Here is a 17,248-nt window from a genome sequence, read left to right on the forward strand (position 1 = left end):
TCATCAGCCGGGATTCGGCATGATAGGTCGGCTTCAATCCCGAAATCACTGCAACGGCAGGCACCATAAGCAAAGTGATTACAGCCATTATCAAGACGATCCTTCGCCGGACGAGGCGCAAGCCTGATGTCAGATCAAAGTCATCCGACTTAGCCTCTATCGGAAACCGGGGTGCATAGCGCATCGAGGAAACGTTGCTGTCTGGCGGAAAAGTTGAAACTGTCATGGTGCGCAAACCGTTGTTCGAGGTTGCATGGAGACAGATTCGTAGAGCTTTTCCAGCGATCGCATATATGCCTTCATACTGAAATGGTTGAGATAGTGGGCGCGGCCTTTGGCCGAGAGACGGTTCCGGATTTCTGGATCGCTAACCAGTTTCGCCAGCGCTGCAGCCAAGGCATCCTTGTCTCCGACTGGTACGAAGATACCGGTTTCGCCATCGGAGATGGCTTCCTCATGCGCGCCAACACGTGTGGTGACGACGGCGAGCCCGTGGGCAAGTCCCTCGATAACCGCCATTGCCATGCCTTCGGCATGCGAGGGCAAGACCAGGATATCTGCACGTGCACACAGGGCTCGCGCCTTGTCGGCGTCAAGCCAGCCCGGCATCTCCACCAGATTGGAAAGTGCCATCGCTGCAGCCTGACGTCGGTAGTCCTCTACAGGTCCGTCGCCTGCCAGCACGGCTCGCCACCGGAGCTCTTTCATGATCGGATGGCTCAGGGCAAGCAGAAGCTCCTTTACGCCTTTGCGTTCGCTCAGCCGACCGAGAAACACGATCAACGGCGTCTCGCCGACACGATCATTGCGCGCTCCGGGATCGGGCACACAATTGTGGGCGACAACTATGCGGCGCTCGTCTACGCCCAAAAGTGTCGTTAGCATCGTGCGATCGCGCTGGCCCAGCGCCACGACGCAGTCAGCATATTGAAACATCCGGCGTATGAGAAATTGTTGACGTGGCGAGCGTGCAGCAAAGTCGCTTGCGTAGTCGTAGTCGTGCAGGTGCAATACGTGATAGCACCCAAGGAAACGGGCAGCCTCCGTCAAGATCAGTTTTCGTGAGGTGCTGCCGCGGCCCGCGACATGGATATGGTGAATGCGTTTCGGAGCAATGATCCGATCCTTCGCCATTATCAGGATGGCTCCCAGCAGGCGCACAAATGACGTGCCCGCGAACCATCGAGGCCCTCTGGTGTCGGTGACGAGGTGTTTTCCGTCGGTCTCTTTCGCCGCGTTTGATATATAGCCAACTAGCCTGCCGATCCCGCCACCGTTCTCGCAGCCACCCGGGAGGTAGTGACGGACGCTTCTTGCGCTGCGCATTGCTACCCGATTTCCATCAGTGAGCTCCTTCATACACATGCCCCGACCACCTCACGATAAACCGCCGCGGCCTGTGCTCCGACCTGTTCAGGCGAATTCGGTCCCATTGCCCATTCGAGCGCGTTGGTCCCGAAATTGCTTCTGAGCGCGCCGTTTTCCGCCAATATTCGGATGGCCCTCGCAAGCTGTTCCGGATCGCCGGGTGAAACCACCATTCCCAATCCGTTGGGCTGAACGGTGGCTCGCAATTCGCCCACATCGGTCACGATAACCGGTTTGCCAAAGGCTGCGGCAAGGTTGAGCACACCGCTTTGGGAAGCCTCTGTATAGGGAAGAACAACGATGTCGGCGTCCAAGAAAAGCTGGGCGACCTCCGCATCTTCGATAAAGCGGTTGCGAATATCGTAGCGCCCGGCATCCCCCATAAGTGGCTGGAAGACCCAAGGGTCGTCGCCGCGGCCTGCAACCGTGATGCGAAGATGGGGGACGTCCTTGAGCATCGCCTCCGCACGAACCAGATGCTCCAGGCCCTTGTAGGCAAAAATCCGCCCGAAGAGCAGGACGCGCAAACTTCCATCTTCGTGGCGCCTCACCATGTTCTGCTGCCGAGCGAATTCCGCGTAGCGATGAATGGCGGGATGCGACAGGACATGGACGCAATCCGGAGACTTTGAATATCGGTCGACGGCTAGGCGCTTCAGCCCCTCTCCATGCACGACGACATGTCGTGATTGCCTAACCATCAATTCGGCGGCCCAGCCGGGTAGCGTGCGGGTATCAGCATCGCCGGGATGCAGTTCCACATCATGTACGGTAGTCACAAGCGGAATCGGGCGCCAGAACGGAGCGGCAAGGTTCAACCAGAGCGTAGAGTTGCTCAAAAGGTGAATGAGGTTCGGCCGCTCCTGCCGGATGAGACGTGTCAGCTGATGCAGGAACCAAGGATTGGAGAGGGAGCGGTGCCGTGGCCAGTCGAGAAGGTGCAGATCGACAGCCGGATCGAACCAGGAAGCAAGGTGTGCATAGCGCCGGCGCGGAACTCCAAGGACGACCTGCAAGTGTCGCGCGACGCCGCTAGCGAAGGAGATGGTGTAGTCCTCCAGTTCGGAAACCAGCAGCAGCGCCTTCATTTTGCTGCCTCCGACAAGCCGACATCCCGACCGAGCCGAGGTAAGTCGCGGGCCGTGCGCAACGCGTCGCGCACTCGCCTAAGCAGGTTTGGTTCTCCGGCAAACAACAGCCCATCGACAGCAAGTTTGAGCCGTGCGCGCGCAGCGACTCCCTCCAGCCTTGCCGATGCGACCCGGTAAGGATAGTGATCAGTCAGACGCAGCCTTCCCGGTAAATCGTGGGCTGAAAGAAACCGGTTCGTTGCTTCAACGGAAGCCTGCCAATGAACCATCCGCTTTCGTAGCATGGCGGCATCATCGATCGGCCGATACCAGTTGTTGTTGTGGATTCGGTAGAACCCCAATGAATACGGTAAGGCAGCAACGTCCCCCAGGAACGGATATATCCCTGTGAGCCAAGCGTCCGCGGATATACGGAATTGTTCGGGCATATCTCCTGCAGCATCCCACGCGCTGCGTCGTACAGCGATGGCGGACGTCATCGGGAAGGGCCACCAACCGGCCGATTTCATGAGCCGCGGCGACAAATCTCCCGAACACAGGGTTCGAGGGATCGGCTTGAGGGTCGGCGAGCCATCGGTTAGCGTTGGCTGAAGTCGGTGGTAGACAAGCGATACCTGAGGATTCGAACGGAAAGCCGCCGCCGTCGCCGACAGCTTGCCCGGCGCCCACCAGTCATCGGCGTCCAGAAAACAGAGGATGTCCCCACGGCTCACCCGCACTGCAGCATTTATTGCGGCAGCCTGTCCCCGGTTATCCTGGCAGAGCACTTTCACCCGGTTATTGTAGGCTTCCAGAATAGAGCGCGACTGGTCGCTGGACCCGTCGTCGACGACGATTGTCTCGACGTCTGGGGCTTTCTGGTTCAGGGCGCTGTCAATCGCGCGACCGACGAAGCGACCGTAATTGTGATTGTTGATGAGGACGCTGATGGCGGGGCGCTCCATGACACCTCTCAAGCGGGTCGCTGCGCTACACTTTGGTGCGGCAGAGTTGAGAACGCGCGCGTGTTTGGTGGCGCGAAATAGTCGGAAGAAATCCGATGCGGTCCGGCTGGCATCATCCCGCGTTGTCGATAGAGAGCCAACCATCGACGAAATCTCCGGGCAGAATCTCCGGCGACCAGTAACGCCCTTGTCATGTAGCGTGCGGAACTAGGGCGATGAAGTGGAACCATGGAGATCCTAACCCTTCCAAGCGTCAACTGCGGACAATCAGCCTGCGCCAGAGCCATTGCCGAACTCACCGGAAAGAACTGCGCCCAAGCGCGAATGTCCTTCGAGGTATGCATTCATCCCCAAGCTACCGGCGAATGAACACGCGCAACACATGCTCTTATGGGCAATCCCGTGAACCCTTGCCGCCAACCATTGGGGAGGGAGGTGCCTCCCAAAGGCTTAGGCGTCACAGCGTCAGTGGGGATGGGCATCTGCGTTAGAGGTAGGCGCCCCTGCCTTCAGACCGGCGCGCTGTTATCCCTCGTGCCTCGCAGATGCCGAGGGAGCACTTAGCGATTCGCCGGAGGCTATATTGAGTCTCTTTTGCCTACCCGCATAACAAGCAGGCCGAAACTTGCATGCATTTTCGGCTAAAGCAGTACCAGTGCCTTCTGGCAGTGAAGCCGCTGCGTCTTCTTGTGTTCATGGGGAGCCCTTTCAGCGGAACAGGACATGCTGTTGGCGACGGCGCCACTTACGTGATTACGTGTATGGATTTGGGGGCGATATGTCGATCCGAAAGCCATGTCTCTTCAGGTCGCGTAGAAGTTCTGGAGAAGGCGGATTTTTCAAGCAAACCAGGGTTACAAGTCCCGGCGACAGCAACCGTATGCGGCAAGCCAAATCCTGTGCGTAAACGCCTAACCAATACGCCGCGAGCCGCAGCGAAATTTTTGTTTTGCTTGCACTACTAAGTGGCCCCCACCAGAAGCCATTCATAGGCCTCCAGGCAATTCCATAGTATCCAAGAGCAGTCATGACTTTAGACGTTTCTGTTCTCGACAACCGGAAGACAAAATTTCCGACGGGTTCGAATTGGTCGTAAGGATGCTCACCACGTAAGACGCGTTTAATGAGTCTCTTGATACTGCCAAGTGGCGACCATTGGCTGTCGAATGGTTCGATGAGAACGACGCCTACACGAGCAACGCGCAGCATCTCATATAAGCCGATAGCCGGCCTTGGGAAATGATGATACGCCTCCTTGCATAGCACAAAGTCGAATTGCTCGTCACCGAAGGATATCCTCTCGGCGTTCTCCTCGGAATACCCATCAATCCAGTTCCGGTGCTTTGCAATAACAAGCGTTGACGAAGATATGCTGGTTGCAAGAACGGATCGAACGTGCGGTCGTAGGAAATTAGCATCAGTCCCGAAGCGACCATCGCCGACCGTCATCCAAGTTGTGTCTGCAGCATGTCGAAGGAGTGCGTCCAGTGAAGAATACATTCGGTCATGATGCAGGCAGTCGATTGTGTCCTGGGCGGCGTAGCGGGAAGGTAGATGACTTTCGGATGCATAGTGATCCTCGTCGTGTCGATGCCGGAGGTAGGTTCCGCTTATGCGTGCGGAACCAGGACTATGAAGTTGAACCATCGGAATCCCACCCCTTCCAAGCGTCAACTGCGGACAATCAGCCTGCGCCAGAGCCATTGCCTGACTTCACCGGAAAGAACTGCGGCCAAGCGCGATGTCCTCGTGGTATGCATTCATCGCCAAGCTAGCGGCGAATGGTCACGCGCAACACCTGCTCTTATGGGCAGTCCCGTGAACCGTGCCGCCAACCCTTGAGGAAGGAAGTGCCTCCCAAGGGCTTAGGCGTAACAGCGTCATTGGATGGTGGGTATCTGCGTTAGAGGTAGCCCCGCCTTCGTTTTGTGATTGTTGCCCCGCGGATGTCGCCGGATGATTGTACCTTGGTACAACAGCGTAGCCATGAAAGACATATGTCTTGCACGTTTGCCGCAAACAGACTCTTGTGGGGACCGACAATGAGAGCATATGGGCTTAGAATCGCGCGTGGGCCGACCATCAGTTGGCGAACCATAGAATGCTGGGGCGCCGGAATATGTCCTTTTCTGCAGACGGGTGCCCTTTTCCCACTCATGCTGGCAGATGCCGACGGAGCTCTTAGCGATCCAGCCAAGGCCAAATTGCGTCTCCTTTGCCTACCCGTATACGCATTTGCCGGATTGATCCTGATCCGGAATTTTTCGCAATTTCTCATAGCACTCAGGCGAAATCTGCTTTTCCCTCTGCTATTTGCCCTGCCGTTTTTGTCTGTCTTGTGGTCTGTAGGCGCATCAACGACCTTAAGGCGCGCCATCGGCCTCCTGTTTACAGTGCTTTTGGCCTATGTGTTGGCAATACGTTTCACACCGAGACAGCTGCTTCTGCTCGTATTTGCGACCTTGGGAACTTGTGTCGTCCTCAGCGTGGCCATTCTCGCAGCGTCACCGAATCTCGCCCACATGCCCTTGGATGGCGCGATGCGGGGTATCTTCATCCACAAGAACAGTCTCGGTTGGTATGCCAGCATAATGATATTGGTGGCGACGGCCGTGCTGATTGACGGTACTCTAGGCTTGCGGCGAACCGCTTTCGTTCTGTTGATCGCGGGTGGGGTCTGTCTTGTGGGCTCGGGATCGATGACCGCGATGATTGCGACGGCATCGGCGTACTGCCTGATCGGATTCTACTCCACCCTACAGAGAACCCGCGGCATCAGCAGCATCGTCGTTATCATGGTCTTTGTTCAAGTCACGGTCGTTCTTCTCATTTTGCTTCACGAATTCCTCGTTCCCGCCCTCGAAGCGCTTGGCAAGGATGCCACTCTGACGGGCCGGGTGCCGTTGTGGGAATTGGTTGACCGTGTGATAGCCAATCATCTTCTGCTCAGCTTTGGCTACCAGGCGTTTTGGACAGAAGCGAACCCAGAAGCGTGGGTTATTTGGTCAAAAATCAAGTGGCTGGCTCCCCACGCCCACAATGGATTCCGCGATACTATGTTGAGCTTCGGAATAGGCGGAATGACCCTGTTTGTTCTGATAGTTCTCCGCGCAGCATGCCAAGGCGCGGCCCTTACTGTCGCGGTCCTAAATACGGCTGGCTCTGGCTAAACGTCTTCATGATCATGGTTTTAATAATGAATCTGACTGAGAGCATCTTTTTGATCCAGAATGACTGCATTTTCGTTCTGTTTGCCACTGCCATCATCATGTTCTCGCAATATGCTCCCGTCGTTTCAACCAACCTTAGTCCACCACGGCGCGCCCCCGCACGCAGCATAACGACGGAGCTGCAAATCTCATGAGGCTGCGCTTCGCACTGATCTTGAGCATTTTGCTTGCGACGCTCTTTCCGCAGCCGGGCAATACGGCATCAGTGTGGTCGGATGCAGATGCGCCCGACCGGCTGCAGAAGACGATCAGGGAAGCGACTTGCGCGGAAGCTTCGGCGGCGGCCCTATCAGCCAAGCTGAATGGGACCTCCTTAAGCGACTTATCGACCAGCACATCCGCGGACCGGGCAATATTCTACGTTTCTCCGGACGGCGAAGACACCTGGAGTGGCCTCCTTCCTGGGCCAAATCCTCAGCGCACCGAGGTCCTTTCGCCAGCATTGAGAGAGCTCGTGACGCTGCACGCGAGAAGGGCGGCCAAAGCACAGTTGCAATGGGCAGCGGAGACTACTATCTCGCTCAACCGATAGTCTTCGACTCTCGCGATGCGGGCCTGATCATCACAGCGAGATGTAACGAGAAGCCGGTTTTACACGGCGGCCCGCTTCTGCGCGGGTGGGCGCCGCAGGCCGATGGTCGCTGGACGGCACCGCTCAGGTTAGTTACCTCCAGATGAGCAGGTGGGTGCGATTTTCGTCAATGGGGCCCTTCAAACTCGGCCTCGCTTTCCCAATGCCCCCGTGGATGGAGATCCGCGCAGGGGATGGTTGTTTGCTGCCAAGTGCGAGCCGGACGTCGACGTTTGGCAAGGTAACACACGCTTTTGCTTCCATGCCGGCGATCTTCCGACGTTGGGAGATCTGACAGGGCTTGTCGTCCACATCGTTGGCGGCTTCCAACCCGGAACCCAATGGGGCAGTGACACACTCCCAGTGGTTTCGATCGATGACGCAGCACGGACTGTTCATACCAGAGGCACCAGCTATTTCTTCACCGCAGAAGGCAGCCGTTATTTCTTGACCGGGGCGGCGGCCTTGCTCGATGCTCCCGGGGAATGGTGGTACGACCCCGTTGCAGGGCAGCTCGACTATATCCCTGCCGACCGACTGTTACCCGGTTCTGCAGTTGTCGCTGGCATCCTACCGACATTCTTCAAGCTGGAGGGGGCCGATGGCATGGTTGTGTCGGGGCTCCAGTTTCGTGATGGAGCTCCGCAGGGTAGCGGCAAGTTCTATACCGACACCAGAGGATTTGGCGCCATACGGCTCGAGCACGCGGACCACGTCAGGTTGCTCGGCAACGTCATTGAAAACGTCGGCGTCGGTATCCATGTGTCCGAAAGCGACGAGGTTTTGATCGCCGGCAATGTGGATGGCAATGGAATTTACATTGGCACAACCTACGGCAGCTTCGGCAAATCGAACGGTGCCAGAATCCTGTCTAACCATATCCATGACATTGGAAAGGTTTACTTTGAAACCGCCGGGATATGGTTCCAAGCCGCCGACAGTATGAGGATCGCCCACAACCTGATCGAAAACGCTGCGCAGTTCGGTATCGCCGGCGGCTCACTGTGGGGGCTGAAGACGCCGTACATGACGCAGTCATCGAATATAACGTGATCCGTAACGCCAATCAGCAGACGGCAGATGGCGGTGCCATCAAGCTGATGGGCGCGCAGGGCGACCTCCTGAACAGCAGCATCCGCTACAATCTCGTCACCGGAACAGGTCACCTTATGAACAGGGGCGATGGAACGTTTTGGCCTCCCGGATATGAAAATATCAATGAATGGCCGACTCCTATTAGTTGGGCGATCTACACCGATGGCAAGGCCAGCGGAGTGCGCATTGAAGGAAATACCCTTACGGGCAACGATCTCGGCGATCGGCATCAACGGCGGCTGGAACAACGTAGTGACTGGAAACGTCATTGCACACGGATCGGGCGCGGCTTTTCGCGTTGATGACGGGACCGGCAGGGGCTGGCATCCGCCATGGGCACGCCCAAACCGCGTCGAAGAAAATATTGTATCGGTCGACAATAGCAACGGGCTTGCAGCATACGTCTACGCCCCCGACCACGGGCCCGGATACGCGCATTTCGCGCGCAACCGCTACAGCGGCAATCTGAACAACAAGAGCTTCCGAATACACCCGGAGATCATGTCTTCGGGAGAATTTGGCAGCCTAAGTGATCTTCAGAAGGCTGGGGGGGACACAGGCAGTGTAGTCGCACATTCCGAGTAACATATTGGCGCCGTAACAGGCGGTGTTCCTACCGGGCGATAACGCCTTCAGCTATGGCTGAAGCGCATAACGCATTCGGGCCGACGCGCCGTCGGCTAGACTTGCAGCGCCCGCCGCCCCGCCATGTCCAATCTACCTTACCCGAGAAGGCAGGCGGCGTTCAAAAATGCTCGGCAAAGAGATCGCTGCGGCCGGCGTAGAGCATCACCGTGCCAAGTTCGGGATGAAGTACATGTGGCGTAATCAGTTGCTCGCGTTTTTCCAGAAGCGTCCGCGATGCCTGATCGGTATGGAGGCTTGCGCAGGTTCTCACGACTGGGGGCGCAGGCTTCAGAAGATGGGGCACGACGTCCGACTGATGCCGCCATCCTATGTGAAGCCTTACGTGAAGCGCGGGAAGACGGATGCTGCGGATGCGGCCGCCATTTGTGAAGCCGTGACGCGTCCCTCCATGCGGTTTGTCGCCATCAAGAGCGAAAGCTGCTCATCGGTTCTGGTTCTTCACCGGACGCGGGACTTTCTGGTTCGCCAACGCACGCAGGTCGGCAACGCGATCCGAGCTCACATGACGGAGTTCGGCATCATAGTGGCGAAGGGCGCACAGAACGTCGATCGATTGAAGCAACAACTGGATCAACTGCCGGAAGTGGCTCGAAGGCCCGTGGGTCTGCTCTTCGATCAGTTGGCCGAGACGAACAAGCGGATCGAGCGGTTGACCGATGAGATCGAAGAGACCTATGTGGAAAAGCGAGACAAGCCAGCGTCTGGCCACGATCCCAGGTGTGGGGATGCTGTCGGCGACGATCATCGCAGCAACGACGCCGGATGTCGACAACTTCGACTGCGCGAGAGACTATGCCGCCTGGCTCGGCCTTACTCCCAAGCCGCACTCCACCGGAGGCAAGCAGAAGGTGGGCAGGATCTCGAAGATGGGCAATCGGTATATCCGGCGATTGCAGTATCTGGGCGCCATGGCGCAGATCATGCTCAGATCCAGACTCAAGCGCGAACCGGGCTCGGACTGGCTATCGGGCATGCTGATGCGGAAGAAGAGGAAGGTAGTTGCGATCGTTTTGGCGCATCGCATGGCAAGAACAATTTTCGCCGTCCTTAGGGACGGATCACGCTACGAGCCGCAAACAGCCTGATAGGCTCTCGGAATGGTCAGGGCAAAGTGAGGTGATGGCGAACAAGCGGAGACGAAGAACCGGGACACCCCGATCAATCCGAAGCGCCTCGAGCGCGCTCGATTGAGTGGGACCTGTTCTCAAAGCGGATATTCATCAGGGCGCGCAGCGATCCCGTTGCACATTCAGACGCCGTATACATGGCCGCAACCGACCTGTTCACCAAACCCGATCCGACCCTTGACCCGCAGGAGCCATCCATACACAGATTGAGGTCGGGCGAGTATTTCGGCAGGAACCAAAGTCTGGCGCCGGCTGCCCTGATGGCCCGGCCAATAGCCTTGGCCTTGTGGGATCCGAGATTGTCGAGAATGACGATGTCGCCGGGGTTGAGGGTCAGGATCAGTTGTTGGTGGACATAGGCGCGGAAGCACTCGCCATTGATTGGGGCATCGAAGACGCAGGGCGCGGTGAGCCGATCGCAGCGCAAGGCGCCGAGGACGGTTGGGGTGCGCCAGCGGCCATGCGGTGCAAAGCCGCGCAGTCTCTTGCCTTTCGGTCCCCAGCCACGCAAGGGCGCCATGTTGGTCCTGATCCAGGTTTCGTCGATGAACACCAGCCGTTTCGGATCGAAGCGGCCTTGCCAGGCCTTCCAGCGTGTTCTGCGCCGGGCAATGTCGGCGCGGCCCTGCTCAAGGGCGAACAACGTTTTTTTTGAAGCGCAGGCCTTCCCGGCGCATGAATTGCCAGATGGCATTGTGAGAGACGATGACACCGCGGGCGGCCAGTTCGTCCTTCAGGCGAGGCAACGTCAGGTGCGAGGTCTGCTCGATCCTCTCCACGATGAAGGCACGATGCGGCTCCAGAATAGGCCGGCGATGGCCGCCCATCTTGCCGGGCGACACGCTGCCCGTCGCCCGGTAGCGTTGCGACCACTTCACCACCGACGAGACGGCAATATCAAAACGATCCGCCACCACCCGGCAGCGCTGGCCGGCCGCAACCGCTGCAACAGCACGCTCACGTAGATCATTCGAATAGGGTCGCGTCATGGACGCCGGCCTCCATCCAGCAGCCACTATGAATCACAAACCTGCTGATTTGGGAATCTCATCTAGATTCCGAAAAGCCATGAACCGCTCTAGCGGCCGTTCTACGGGCAGTCATTTGCCACATGTAGTAGTGCTGACGAATTCGATGAACGTTTTCGTATCCGGGACCAGGCCAGCTTGGACATCGTGCCAGACAAAGCCCAGCCTACTCGGCACCTGTCGCTCCTTGCAATGGCGCTCAATCGCAAGACGATGGTGACTCCCGCAGGTAAGAACGGTGAGGGCATGACCTTGGCGAGCCAATTCCAAAGCGAAATTCCAACCCTTGCCCAACGCGGATCCCGCACCCGGCTCGCAGGCATAGGCTGACAAAAGTGTACGCATCAAAATTCGGACCTAGAAGCTTGGTGGGATGAATAGGGCTTCCCAATCAGGGGCGGGGCAACGTTGCTGACAGCGAGCTGCGTCAGCACCTCTGGGCTGAGCGTGCCCCGAACCCCAGGATGCCACTTCCGGCCTTCCTCAACATAGGAATAGGTCCATGCATCAGGCGGACCAAAGGTCATGAAAATCGCGACCCTGTCGGGAACCCTGCCGATCCATCGAATGATCGAGCGCGTCAAGGTGAAAGCCTTTTGCGCGTCCAGGCGAAGCCGCGGCGCAATCCGCTCAAAGAGCCTGCGTGCAGCCCTGTCAACCAATGTCGGCATTTGCCCGGCATGTTCGATACGTACGTCGAAGACGATAGCGTCACCCGCCCGCACGGCGACTGCCTTCTCTGGCATGCTCTGATTCAGGGCCTTAAGATGAGATCTTGGTCGAATCTTCAATGTCGCTCGCGAGTTTTCGTCCTGATCCTGCAGGTAGAACGCGATCTTGTAGACCCTGAAACTCTCGTCCGAGAAAATACTTCCATCAAGGGAGGCGCGATGGTGGGGAACATCATGATGCCATGACGAGGTCGTGTTGATCATCAGATCGCATTCGCCGGTAAGAACGACCTCGAGCGGGTGAGTGATTTCCTTAAGGCGATTGAGGATCGTATCGGAAGTCAGCAATTTGGCGACTTCCTCTACGACATACATGGCATGAAGCTGGAATTTGCCACCGTACTTATACTGCCCTCCCGACTTCAGGTATTGTGTGACCGCCAGCCGTAAGCGTTTCACCTGCTCAGGGGTCAGGACTTCCCTGATGACAATATAACCATTGGAGCTCAAATCTTTCTGCAGCCGGTTGGCTCTGCCGGGCACATCTGAGGGCTCATCAGCCGACGCTCCCAGTTCGCCTATTTGGTTAACCAAGTCTCTCTCCCAACTTATCCGCGAGAAAGCGACTATCCTTCTACGGTTCCGCGAAGGTCAAACCGTTCTTTCGGGGGAACGCTCATCAAAAAGAGCAACGTGACGAGCACTGAGGACATAGCCTTACTTCAAACATCGTAAGTCATTCGGCGCGAGCGGTAGAAATATGAAGTTCCTTCTACGCCCAATAGTTGGAACGGCAAGTATGGAGGCAAGCGGCCTGCCGGCATATGCTGATAATAGTTTCAGATCGCGGAAGCGCAGGTCATGAGAAAGCCACCAGCAGACAGCAGCCAAACTTCAGCTCTCAATCCAAAATGGACTAATGTCCTTGGTGTTCGCGTTTCGGCAGTCAATCTCAAAAGCGCGACTGGACTTATTCAAAAGGCGATTGAAGACGGCAAGAAAGAATATGTGTGCGTTCGCGACGCACACGGCATCGTCCGATGTCAAAAGGATCCCGAGCTTCGGTCTATACATAATCGGGCGTTCCTCGTGACGCCCGACGGCATGCCGTTGGTATGGGCATTGAACCATGCTGGCCATTTGGAAAGCGGCAGGGTATACGGACCTGACCTCATGTTATCTGTTTTCGAAGCTGGCAGATCCAAGGGCTTGCGCCACTTCCTTTATGGCGCAACAGCCAAGACGTTGGAGAAACTGCGGGCGCGACTTCTCGTGAAATTCCCGGAAGCGCAGATCGCCGGTTACTATGCACCGCCTTTTCACGAACTATCAATGCAAGAGGAGGCGGATATTGCTGAGCGGATCAATCGGTCAGGCGCGGATATCATCTGGGTAGGACTTGGCAGCCCCAAGCAGGAACTCTGGATGGCGCGCATGCGCGATCGTCTAGAGGCTTCGATGCTCATCGGTGTCGGCGCTGCAGTCGATTTCCACGCCGGCCTCAAGCGGCAGGCTCCGAGGATCATCCAAAGAAGCGGCTTCGAATGGGCGTTTCGTCTTTTGTGCGAGCCGCGACGGCTGTGGCGGCGCTATGCGCTCGTCGTGCCGACCTTCATCTCACTGACTGCATTACAGAGACTGGGGCTTCGGAAGTTTCCGATCAAAGAATAGGTCTGTAGATCGAGCGCGCCGAAACAAAGACCTAGAGGGGTGAAATCATCATGTCTTCATTCGCGTCGTCAGCAATGACATCCGGCCTGTCGAAGGCAGACACCACGAATGACGTGGCCACGCGGACGGTTCCGACAAACTCTGTCCCACCCGTAACAAACCCCACCCCAACTGCTGAGTTCTCCAAGCAGTCGGGGCTGAAAATGCCAGTTCCACTAAGGCGCAGATTCCCCCGGCTTGCCACCTCATCACTTCTGGTTGCTGGCGACATCGCGGCCTATCTAGTGGCCTATTTCCTTCTCCTGCCGTTCCTTCCGGACGGCTCGGAGAGTACGGTACTGAACCGTGCTTTTGCCCTCGCAGCATTGGCGGCAATCGTTCTTTATGCGTCGGACGCGCTCTATCCTGGATATCGGCTTCACGACCACGAACATCTGCGCCGCCGCACGACCGCTTCCGTCAAGGTGGCTGCCCTCGCGGCGGTCGGTGCGATCCTCCTGCCAGAAGGGTCAGGACTGCTGCTTGCCACCCTTGGCTTCCTTGGCCTCGGGCTGATGGTTCAACCTGTCATGCATTGGGTCGCGCGAGGCATGTGCTGGAGGCTTGGAATCTGGGGAGAACGGGCGGTGATCATAGCCGGCCGCAATCGTGTCCCCGCGCTCATGACTCATTTCACCGACCACTGGCAGTACGGCATTCGGCCGGAACCCTTTTCACCCGATACTCCGGAAATATTACCGGATAACGGGCCACCTATTGCCTTGATTGCCGGTGATACGGACTCGCTTATGGCCGAGTTGGCAACGATGCGTCGAAAGTTCGCTGAAGTCATTCTCCTTTCCGACACGCCGAACTTCAAGGTCACTGGATTGCGGCCTGCGGACGTCGGCGGGGAGATCGGTATTCGCTTGGCCATGGCCGGGAGCTCGGCAAACTCGAACCTGGTTCGTCGAGCCCTCGATCTCGCGATCGCTATCCCTGCTATGCTGCTGGTTGTGCCCTTCATTCTAATTGCTGCGGCCGCGATCTATGCCATCGATCCGGGACCCGTTTTCTTCAGACAGGCGAGGGAAGGTTTGTCTGGCAAGCCGGTGCACGTCTTGAAACTGAGAACAATGTATAGGGATGCGGAACAGCGGCTGGAAGCGTTGTTCCGGAAGAATCCAGCCATACGAAACGAGTGGTCAACTCACTTCAAGCTTAGGCAGGATCCGCGCGTCTTGCCGGTGATTGGGCATCTCCTTCGCTCGACGAGCTTCGACGAACTCCCGCAACTGGCGAACATCATTGCCGGGGAGATGGCCATCGTGGGACCGCGCCCCTTTCCGGAATACCACCTCGTGGCGATGGATCCTGAATTTCGCGACAAGCGGCGTTCGGTAACGCCGGGACTTACGGGCCTTTGGCAGATATCCGAGCGAAGCAATGCCGATCTCAGACTGCAGCAACAACTTGACGAGTTCTACATCGACAACAGGTCCCTGTGGTTCGACTGGCACATCCTCCTGAGCACAATTCCTGCGGTCTTCAAGCGCAATGGAGCTTACTGACCTGTTTCTCGTCCTGCGGGCAAACACCAACGATGGAGCACAGCAATGCACGGACAAAAGCGAGTTATGGTTACCGGTGGCACCGGATTCTTAGGATCGTTCCTGTGCGAAAGGCTTTTGACAGAGGGCAATGACGTCCTCTGTGTGGACAATTACTACACCGGCTCACGAGACAACGTGCTGCATCTTCTGGACGATCCCCACTTCGAGACCATTCGCCACGACGTCACGTTTCCGCTTTATGTGGAGATCGACGAGATCTACAATCTCGCCTGCCCGGCATCTCCGGTCCACTACCAGATCGATCCGGTGCAGACCGTGAAGACGAATGTGCACGGGGCCATCAACATGCTCGGCTTGGCCAAACGCACCAAGGCCAAGATTTTGCAGGCATCCACGAGCGAAGTATACGGCGATCCCGCTGTCCACCCTCAGCCCGAAGAATATCGAGGCAGCGTCAACCCAATAGGTCCGCGGGCATGCTATGACGAAGGCAAGCGGTGCGCCGAAACGCTGTTTTTCGATTATCACCGTCAATATGGCTTAGGAATCCGAGTGGCGCGGATATTCAATACCTATGGGCCGCGAATGCACCCTAATGATGGTCGCGTCGTGTCCAATTTCATCGTTCAGGCGCTTCGGAACGAGCCGATCACGATTTTCGGGGACGGAACGCAAACGCGGTCGTTCTGCTACGTGGACGACCTGATCGACGGCCTTATCCGCCTGATGAGTGCGCCCGCTGGGGTCACTGGCCCAATCAACCTCGGCAATCCAGGCGAATTTCAGGTTCGTGAACTGGCCGAAATGGTGATCGAAATGACGGGATCGAGATCGGGCATGGTCTTCAAGCCTCTGCCGACCGACGACCCGACACAGCGGAAGCCGGACATCAGCCGCGCAAGGCAAGAACTGGGCTGGCAGCCAACGGTGAGCCTGCGCGAAGGTCTGGAGAAGACGATCGCCTATTTCGAGTGGGCCCTTTCCGGCGGAGTAAGGAGCGTACTCAAGACCAAGTCACGCCAAGAGGCTTATCCGCACCTGCTTTCTCCGAATGCCGGACTTACTATTCCAGAAGCCACGCGATAGGGACATGCAAATCGAGGCTGGTTTTTGTTTCAATGGTGTCGGAAACATGGATTCACGTAGCGTTCTAACAAGAGCCGCCACTGCAGGCACAAAAAAGGTATTGGGTCCAATCGTGCTTGCGGTTGATGCGGCGTATGTGGTGCCTTTGGCGACCGCGCTTAGATCAATCGCTGAGAACAACACGCGCGCGTGGCCCTTGAATATCCATATTATTTATGAGGGGATCAACGATGAAACAAAGAGACGCGTTTTTGATTCGCTGCCCAAGGACTCTGCAGTAATACAGTGGCACCTTATCGACACCATATCCTTGGCGGGCGAGTTTTCCACTCGTCCTGGGGTCTCGAAGATGACCTTTTCAAGGATTGTTCTGCCGCGTTTCCTTCCGGCGACCTGCAGCAGGGTCCTGTATTTGGATGGCGATATCCTTGTACTTAATGGTCTGGAGGACTTGTGGAATATCGATCTAGGCGATGCGGTAATCGGTGCCGTCCCTGACTACTGCCTGGACAGTGTTGCGAGCAATGGACGAAGCCCTAAAAGCAGTCTTCGGGTCGAACGCTACTTCAACGCCGGCGTGCTTCTTATCGACCTCGCAAAATGGCGAAACGAGCGGATATCAGAAAGAGCACTGGAATATCTCGATCGCTTCCCAACCGCGGAATACTCTGACCAGGACGCTCTCAACGCCGTCTGCGACGGAAAGTGGAAAGTGTTGGAACACACTTGGAATTTCCAATTCGATCCGTCGCAAATGATTGCAAGTACCGCGCTCGAGCAAAAGCTCGCGATCGTTCATTTTGTGACCTACGTGAAACCTTGGAAACCAGGGAGCTTGAGCCCGAACGTAGCGCTCTACGATACGTTTCGATCCCGAACCCGCTTTGCGCTTACTCGTCGCGATCGCGTTCATGGTGCATTGAAGCGTGTAGGCTCTAGGCTCCTTGCTCGGTCCGCCTTGTTGCGAGCTGCATGGGCCTGGACAAAATCGATCATGCGTACACATGTCTTAACGTCTGCGAAGTCAATCGGAGAGCCAAGATCAGAGTGGACCGAAGCCAAGCAGGAATACCACGGAACCTCTCGGGACGAGGATAGGGCGGTACGTCGTTACTGAAACAGTGTGATGCCATCCGGAAATTTACGAGGCGCCCTGACGCTGCGG

General features: G+C 57.0%; 10 protein-coding genes and 3 pseudogenes. 7 read left to right on the forward strand and 6 right to left on the reverse strand.

Annotation, left to right across the window (positions count from 1 at the left end):
• Positions 1 to 222: 222 nt before the first annotated feature.
• From HGP14_RS32300 to HGP14_RS36900, 4 genes are all read right to left on the reverse strand, one after another.
• Positions 223 to 1,365 (reverse strand): glycosyltransferase family 4 protein, encoded by a 1,143-nt coding sequence (locus tag HGP14_RS32300; protein WP_168833900.1) that lies wholly within the window; start codon positions 1,363 to 1,365, stop codon positions 223 to 225.
• Positions 1,356 to 2,456 carry a glycosyltransferase family 4 protein gene (locus HGP14_RS32305; RefSeq protein WP_168833901.1) on the reverse strand — a complete coding sequence of 367 codons (1,101 nt, stop codon included), beginning with the start codon at positions 2,454 to 2,456 and terminating at the stop codon, positions 1,356 to 1,358. The genes HGP14_RS32300 and HGP14_RS32305 overlap by 10 nt, the downstream gene beginning before the upstream one ends.
• Positions 2,453 to 3,403, reverse strand: coding sequence for a glycosyltransferase family 2 protein (locus HGP14_RS32310; RefSeq protein WP_168833902.1), 951 nt, complete (start codon positions 3,401 to 3,403; stop codon positions 2,453 to 2,455). The genes HGP14_RS32305 and HGP14_RS32310 overlap by 4 nt, the downstream gene beginning before the upstream one ends.
• A gap of 753 nt (positions 3,404 to 4,156) precedes the next feature.
• Entirely contained in the window at positions 4,157 to 5,107 is a 951-nt protein-coding gene (locus HGP14_RS36900; protein WP_168833903.1) for a class I SAM-dependent methyltransferase, read from the reverse strand.
• Positions 5,108 to 5,445: 338 nt separating this feature from the next.
• Here HGP14_RS36900 and HGP14_RS32320 point away from each other — a divergent pair.
• From HGP14_RS32320 to HGP14_RS32330, 3 pseudogenes are all read left to right on the forward strand, one after another.
• A pseudogene (locus HGP14_RS32320) lies at positions 5,446 to 6,767 on the forward strand (O-antigen ligase family protein).
• Positions 6,764 to 8,884, forward strand: a pseudogene (locus HGP14_RS32325) (right-handed parallel beta-helix repeat-containing protein). The pseudogenes HGP14_RS32320 and HGP14_RS32325 overlap by 4 nt, the downstream one beginning before the upstream one ends.
• 238 nt (positions 8,885 to 9,122) lie before the next feature.
• A pseudogene (locus HGP14_RS32330) lies at positions 9,123 to 10,032 on the forward strand (IS110 family transposase); the annotation flags it as partial.
• Positions 10,033 to 10,105: 73 nt separating this feature from the next.
• On the opposite strand, the gene HGP14_RS32335 reads toward HGP14_RS32330, so the two are convergent.
• A protein-coding gene (locus HGP14_RS32335; RefSeq protein WP_409527119.1) for an IS630 family transposase occupies positions 10,106 to 11,063 on the reverse strand; the annotation gives its coding sequence in 2 pieces (ribosomal slippage) (positions 10,106 to 10,726 and positions 10,728 to 11,063; 957 coding nt in all).
• A 383-nt stretch (positions 11,064 to 11,446) separates the two neighbouring features.
• Complete coding sequence (locus HGP14_RS36005) at positions 11,447 to 12,316, reverse strand: phytanoyl-CoA dioxygenase family protein (protein ID WP_312862241.1); 870 nt, start codon at positions 12,314 to 12,316, stop codon at positions 11,447 to 11,449.
• A 318-nt stretch (positions 12,317 to 12,634) separates the two neighbouring features.
• On the opposite strand from HGP14_RS36005, the gene HGP14_RS32350 reads away from it, so the two are divergent.
• From HGP14_RS32350 to HGP14_RS32365, 4 genes are read left to right on the forward strand one after another with little or no spacing between them, the layout of a single operon-like run.
• Positions 12,635 to 13,444, forward strand: coding sequence for a WecB/TagA/CpsF family glycosyltransferase (locus HGP14_RS32350; RefSeq protein WP_168833905.1), 810 nt, complete (start codon positions 12,635 to 12,637; stop codon positions 13,442 to 13,444).
• 50 nt (positions 13,445 to 13,494) lie between these two features.
• Complete coding sequence (locus tag HGP14_RS32355) at positions 13,495 to 14,994, forward strand: sugar transferase (RefSeq protein WP_168833906.1); 1,500 nt, start codon at positions 13,495 to 13,497, stop codon at positions 14,992 to 14,994.
• Between the two features lie 45 nt (positions 14,995 to 15,039).
• A complete protein-coding gene (locus HGP14_RS32360; RefSeq protein WP_168833907.1) occupies positions 15,040 to 16,083 on the forward strand; it encodes a UDP-glucuronic acid decarboxylase family protein in 1,044 nt (347 codons plus the stop codon).
• Between the two features lie 4 nt (positions 16,084 to 16,087).
• Positions 16,088 to 17,200 (forward strand): glycosyltransferase family 8 protein, encoded by a 1,113-nt coding sequence (locus HGP14_RS32365; RefSeq protein WP_246704717.1) that lies wholly within the window; start codon positions 16,088 to 16,090, stop codon positions 17,198 to 17,200.
• Positions 17,201 to 17,248 lie beyond the last annotated feature (48 nt).

It is taken from the genome of Rhizobium sp. P32RR-XVIII, assembly GCF_012641395.1.
GTDB lineage: Bacteria > Pseudomonadota > Alphaproteobacteria > Rhizobiales > Rhizobiaceae > Rhizobium.

Coding starts and splice junctions, on each gene's coding strand:
- HGP14_RS32300 (WP_168833900.1), bottom strand. CDS start 1,365: ATGTGTATGAAGGAGCTCACTGATGGAAATCGGGTAGCAATGCGCAGC.
- HGP14_RS32305 (WP_168833901.1), bottom strand. CDS start 2,456: ATGAAGGCGCTGCTGCTGGTTTCCGAACTGGAGGACTACACCATCTCC.
- HGP14_RS32310 (WP_168833902.1), bottom strand. CDS start 3,403: ATGGAGCGCCCCGCCATCAGCGTCCTCATCAACAATCACAATTACGGT.
- HGP14_RS36900 (WP_168833903.1), bottom strand. CDS start 5,107: ATGGCTCTGGCGCAGGCTGATTGTCCGCAGTTGACGCTTGGAAGGGGT.
- HGP14_RS32350 (WP_168833905.1), top strand. CDS start 12,635: ATGAGAAAGCCACCAGCAGACAGCAGCCAAACTTCAGCTCTCAATCCA.
- HGP14_RS32355 (WP_168833906.1), top strand. CDS start 13,495: ATGTCTTCATTCGCGTCGTCAGCAATGACATCCGGCCTGTCGAAGGCA.
- HGP14_RS32360 (WP_168833907.1), top strand. CDS start 15,040: ATGCACGGACAAAAGCGAGTTATGGTTACCGGTGGCACCGGATTCTTA.
- HGP14_RS32365 (WP_246704717.1), top strand. CDS start 16,088: ATGCAAATCGAGGCTGGTTTTTGTTTCAATGGTGTCGGAAACATGGAT.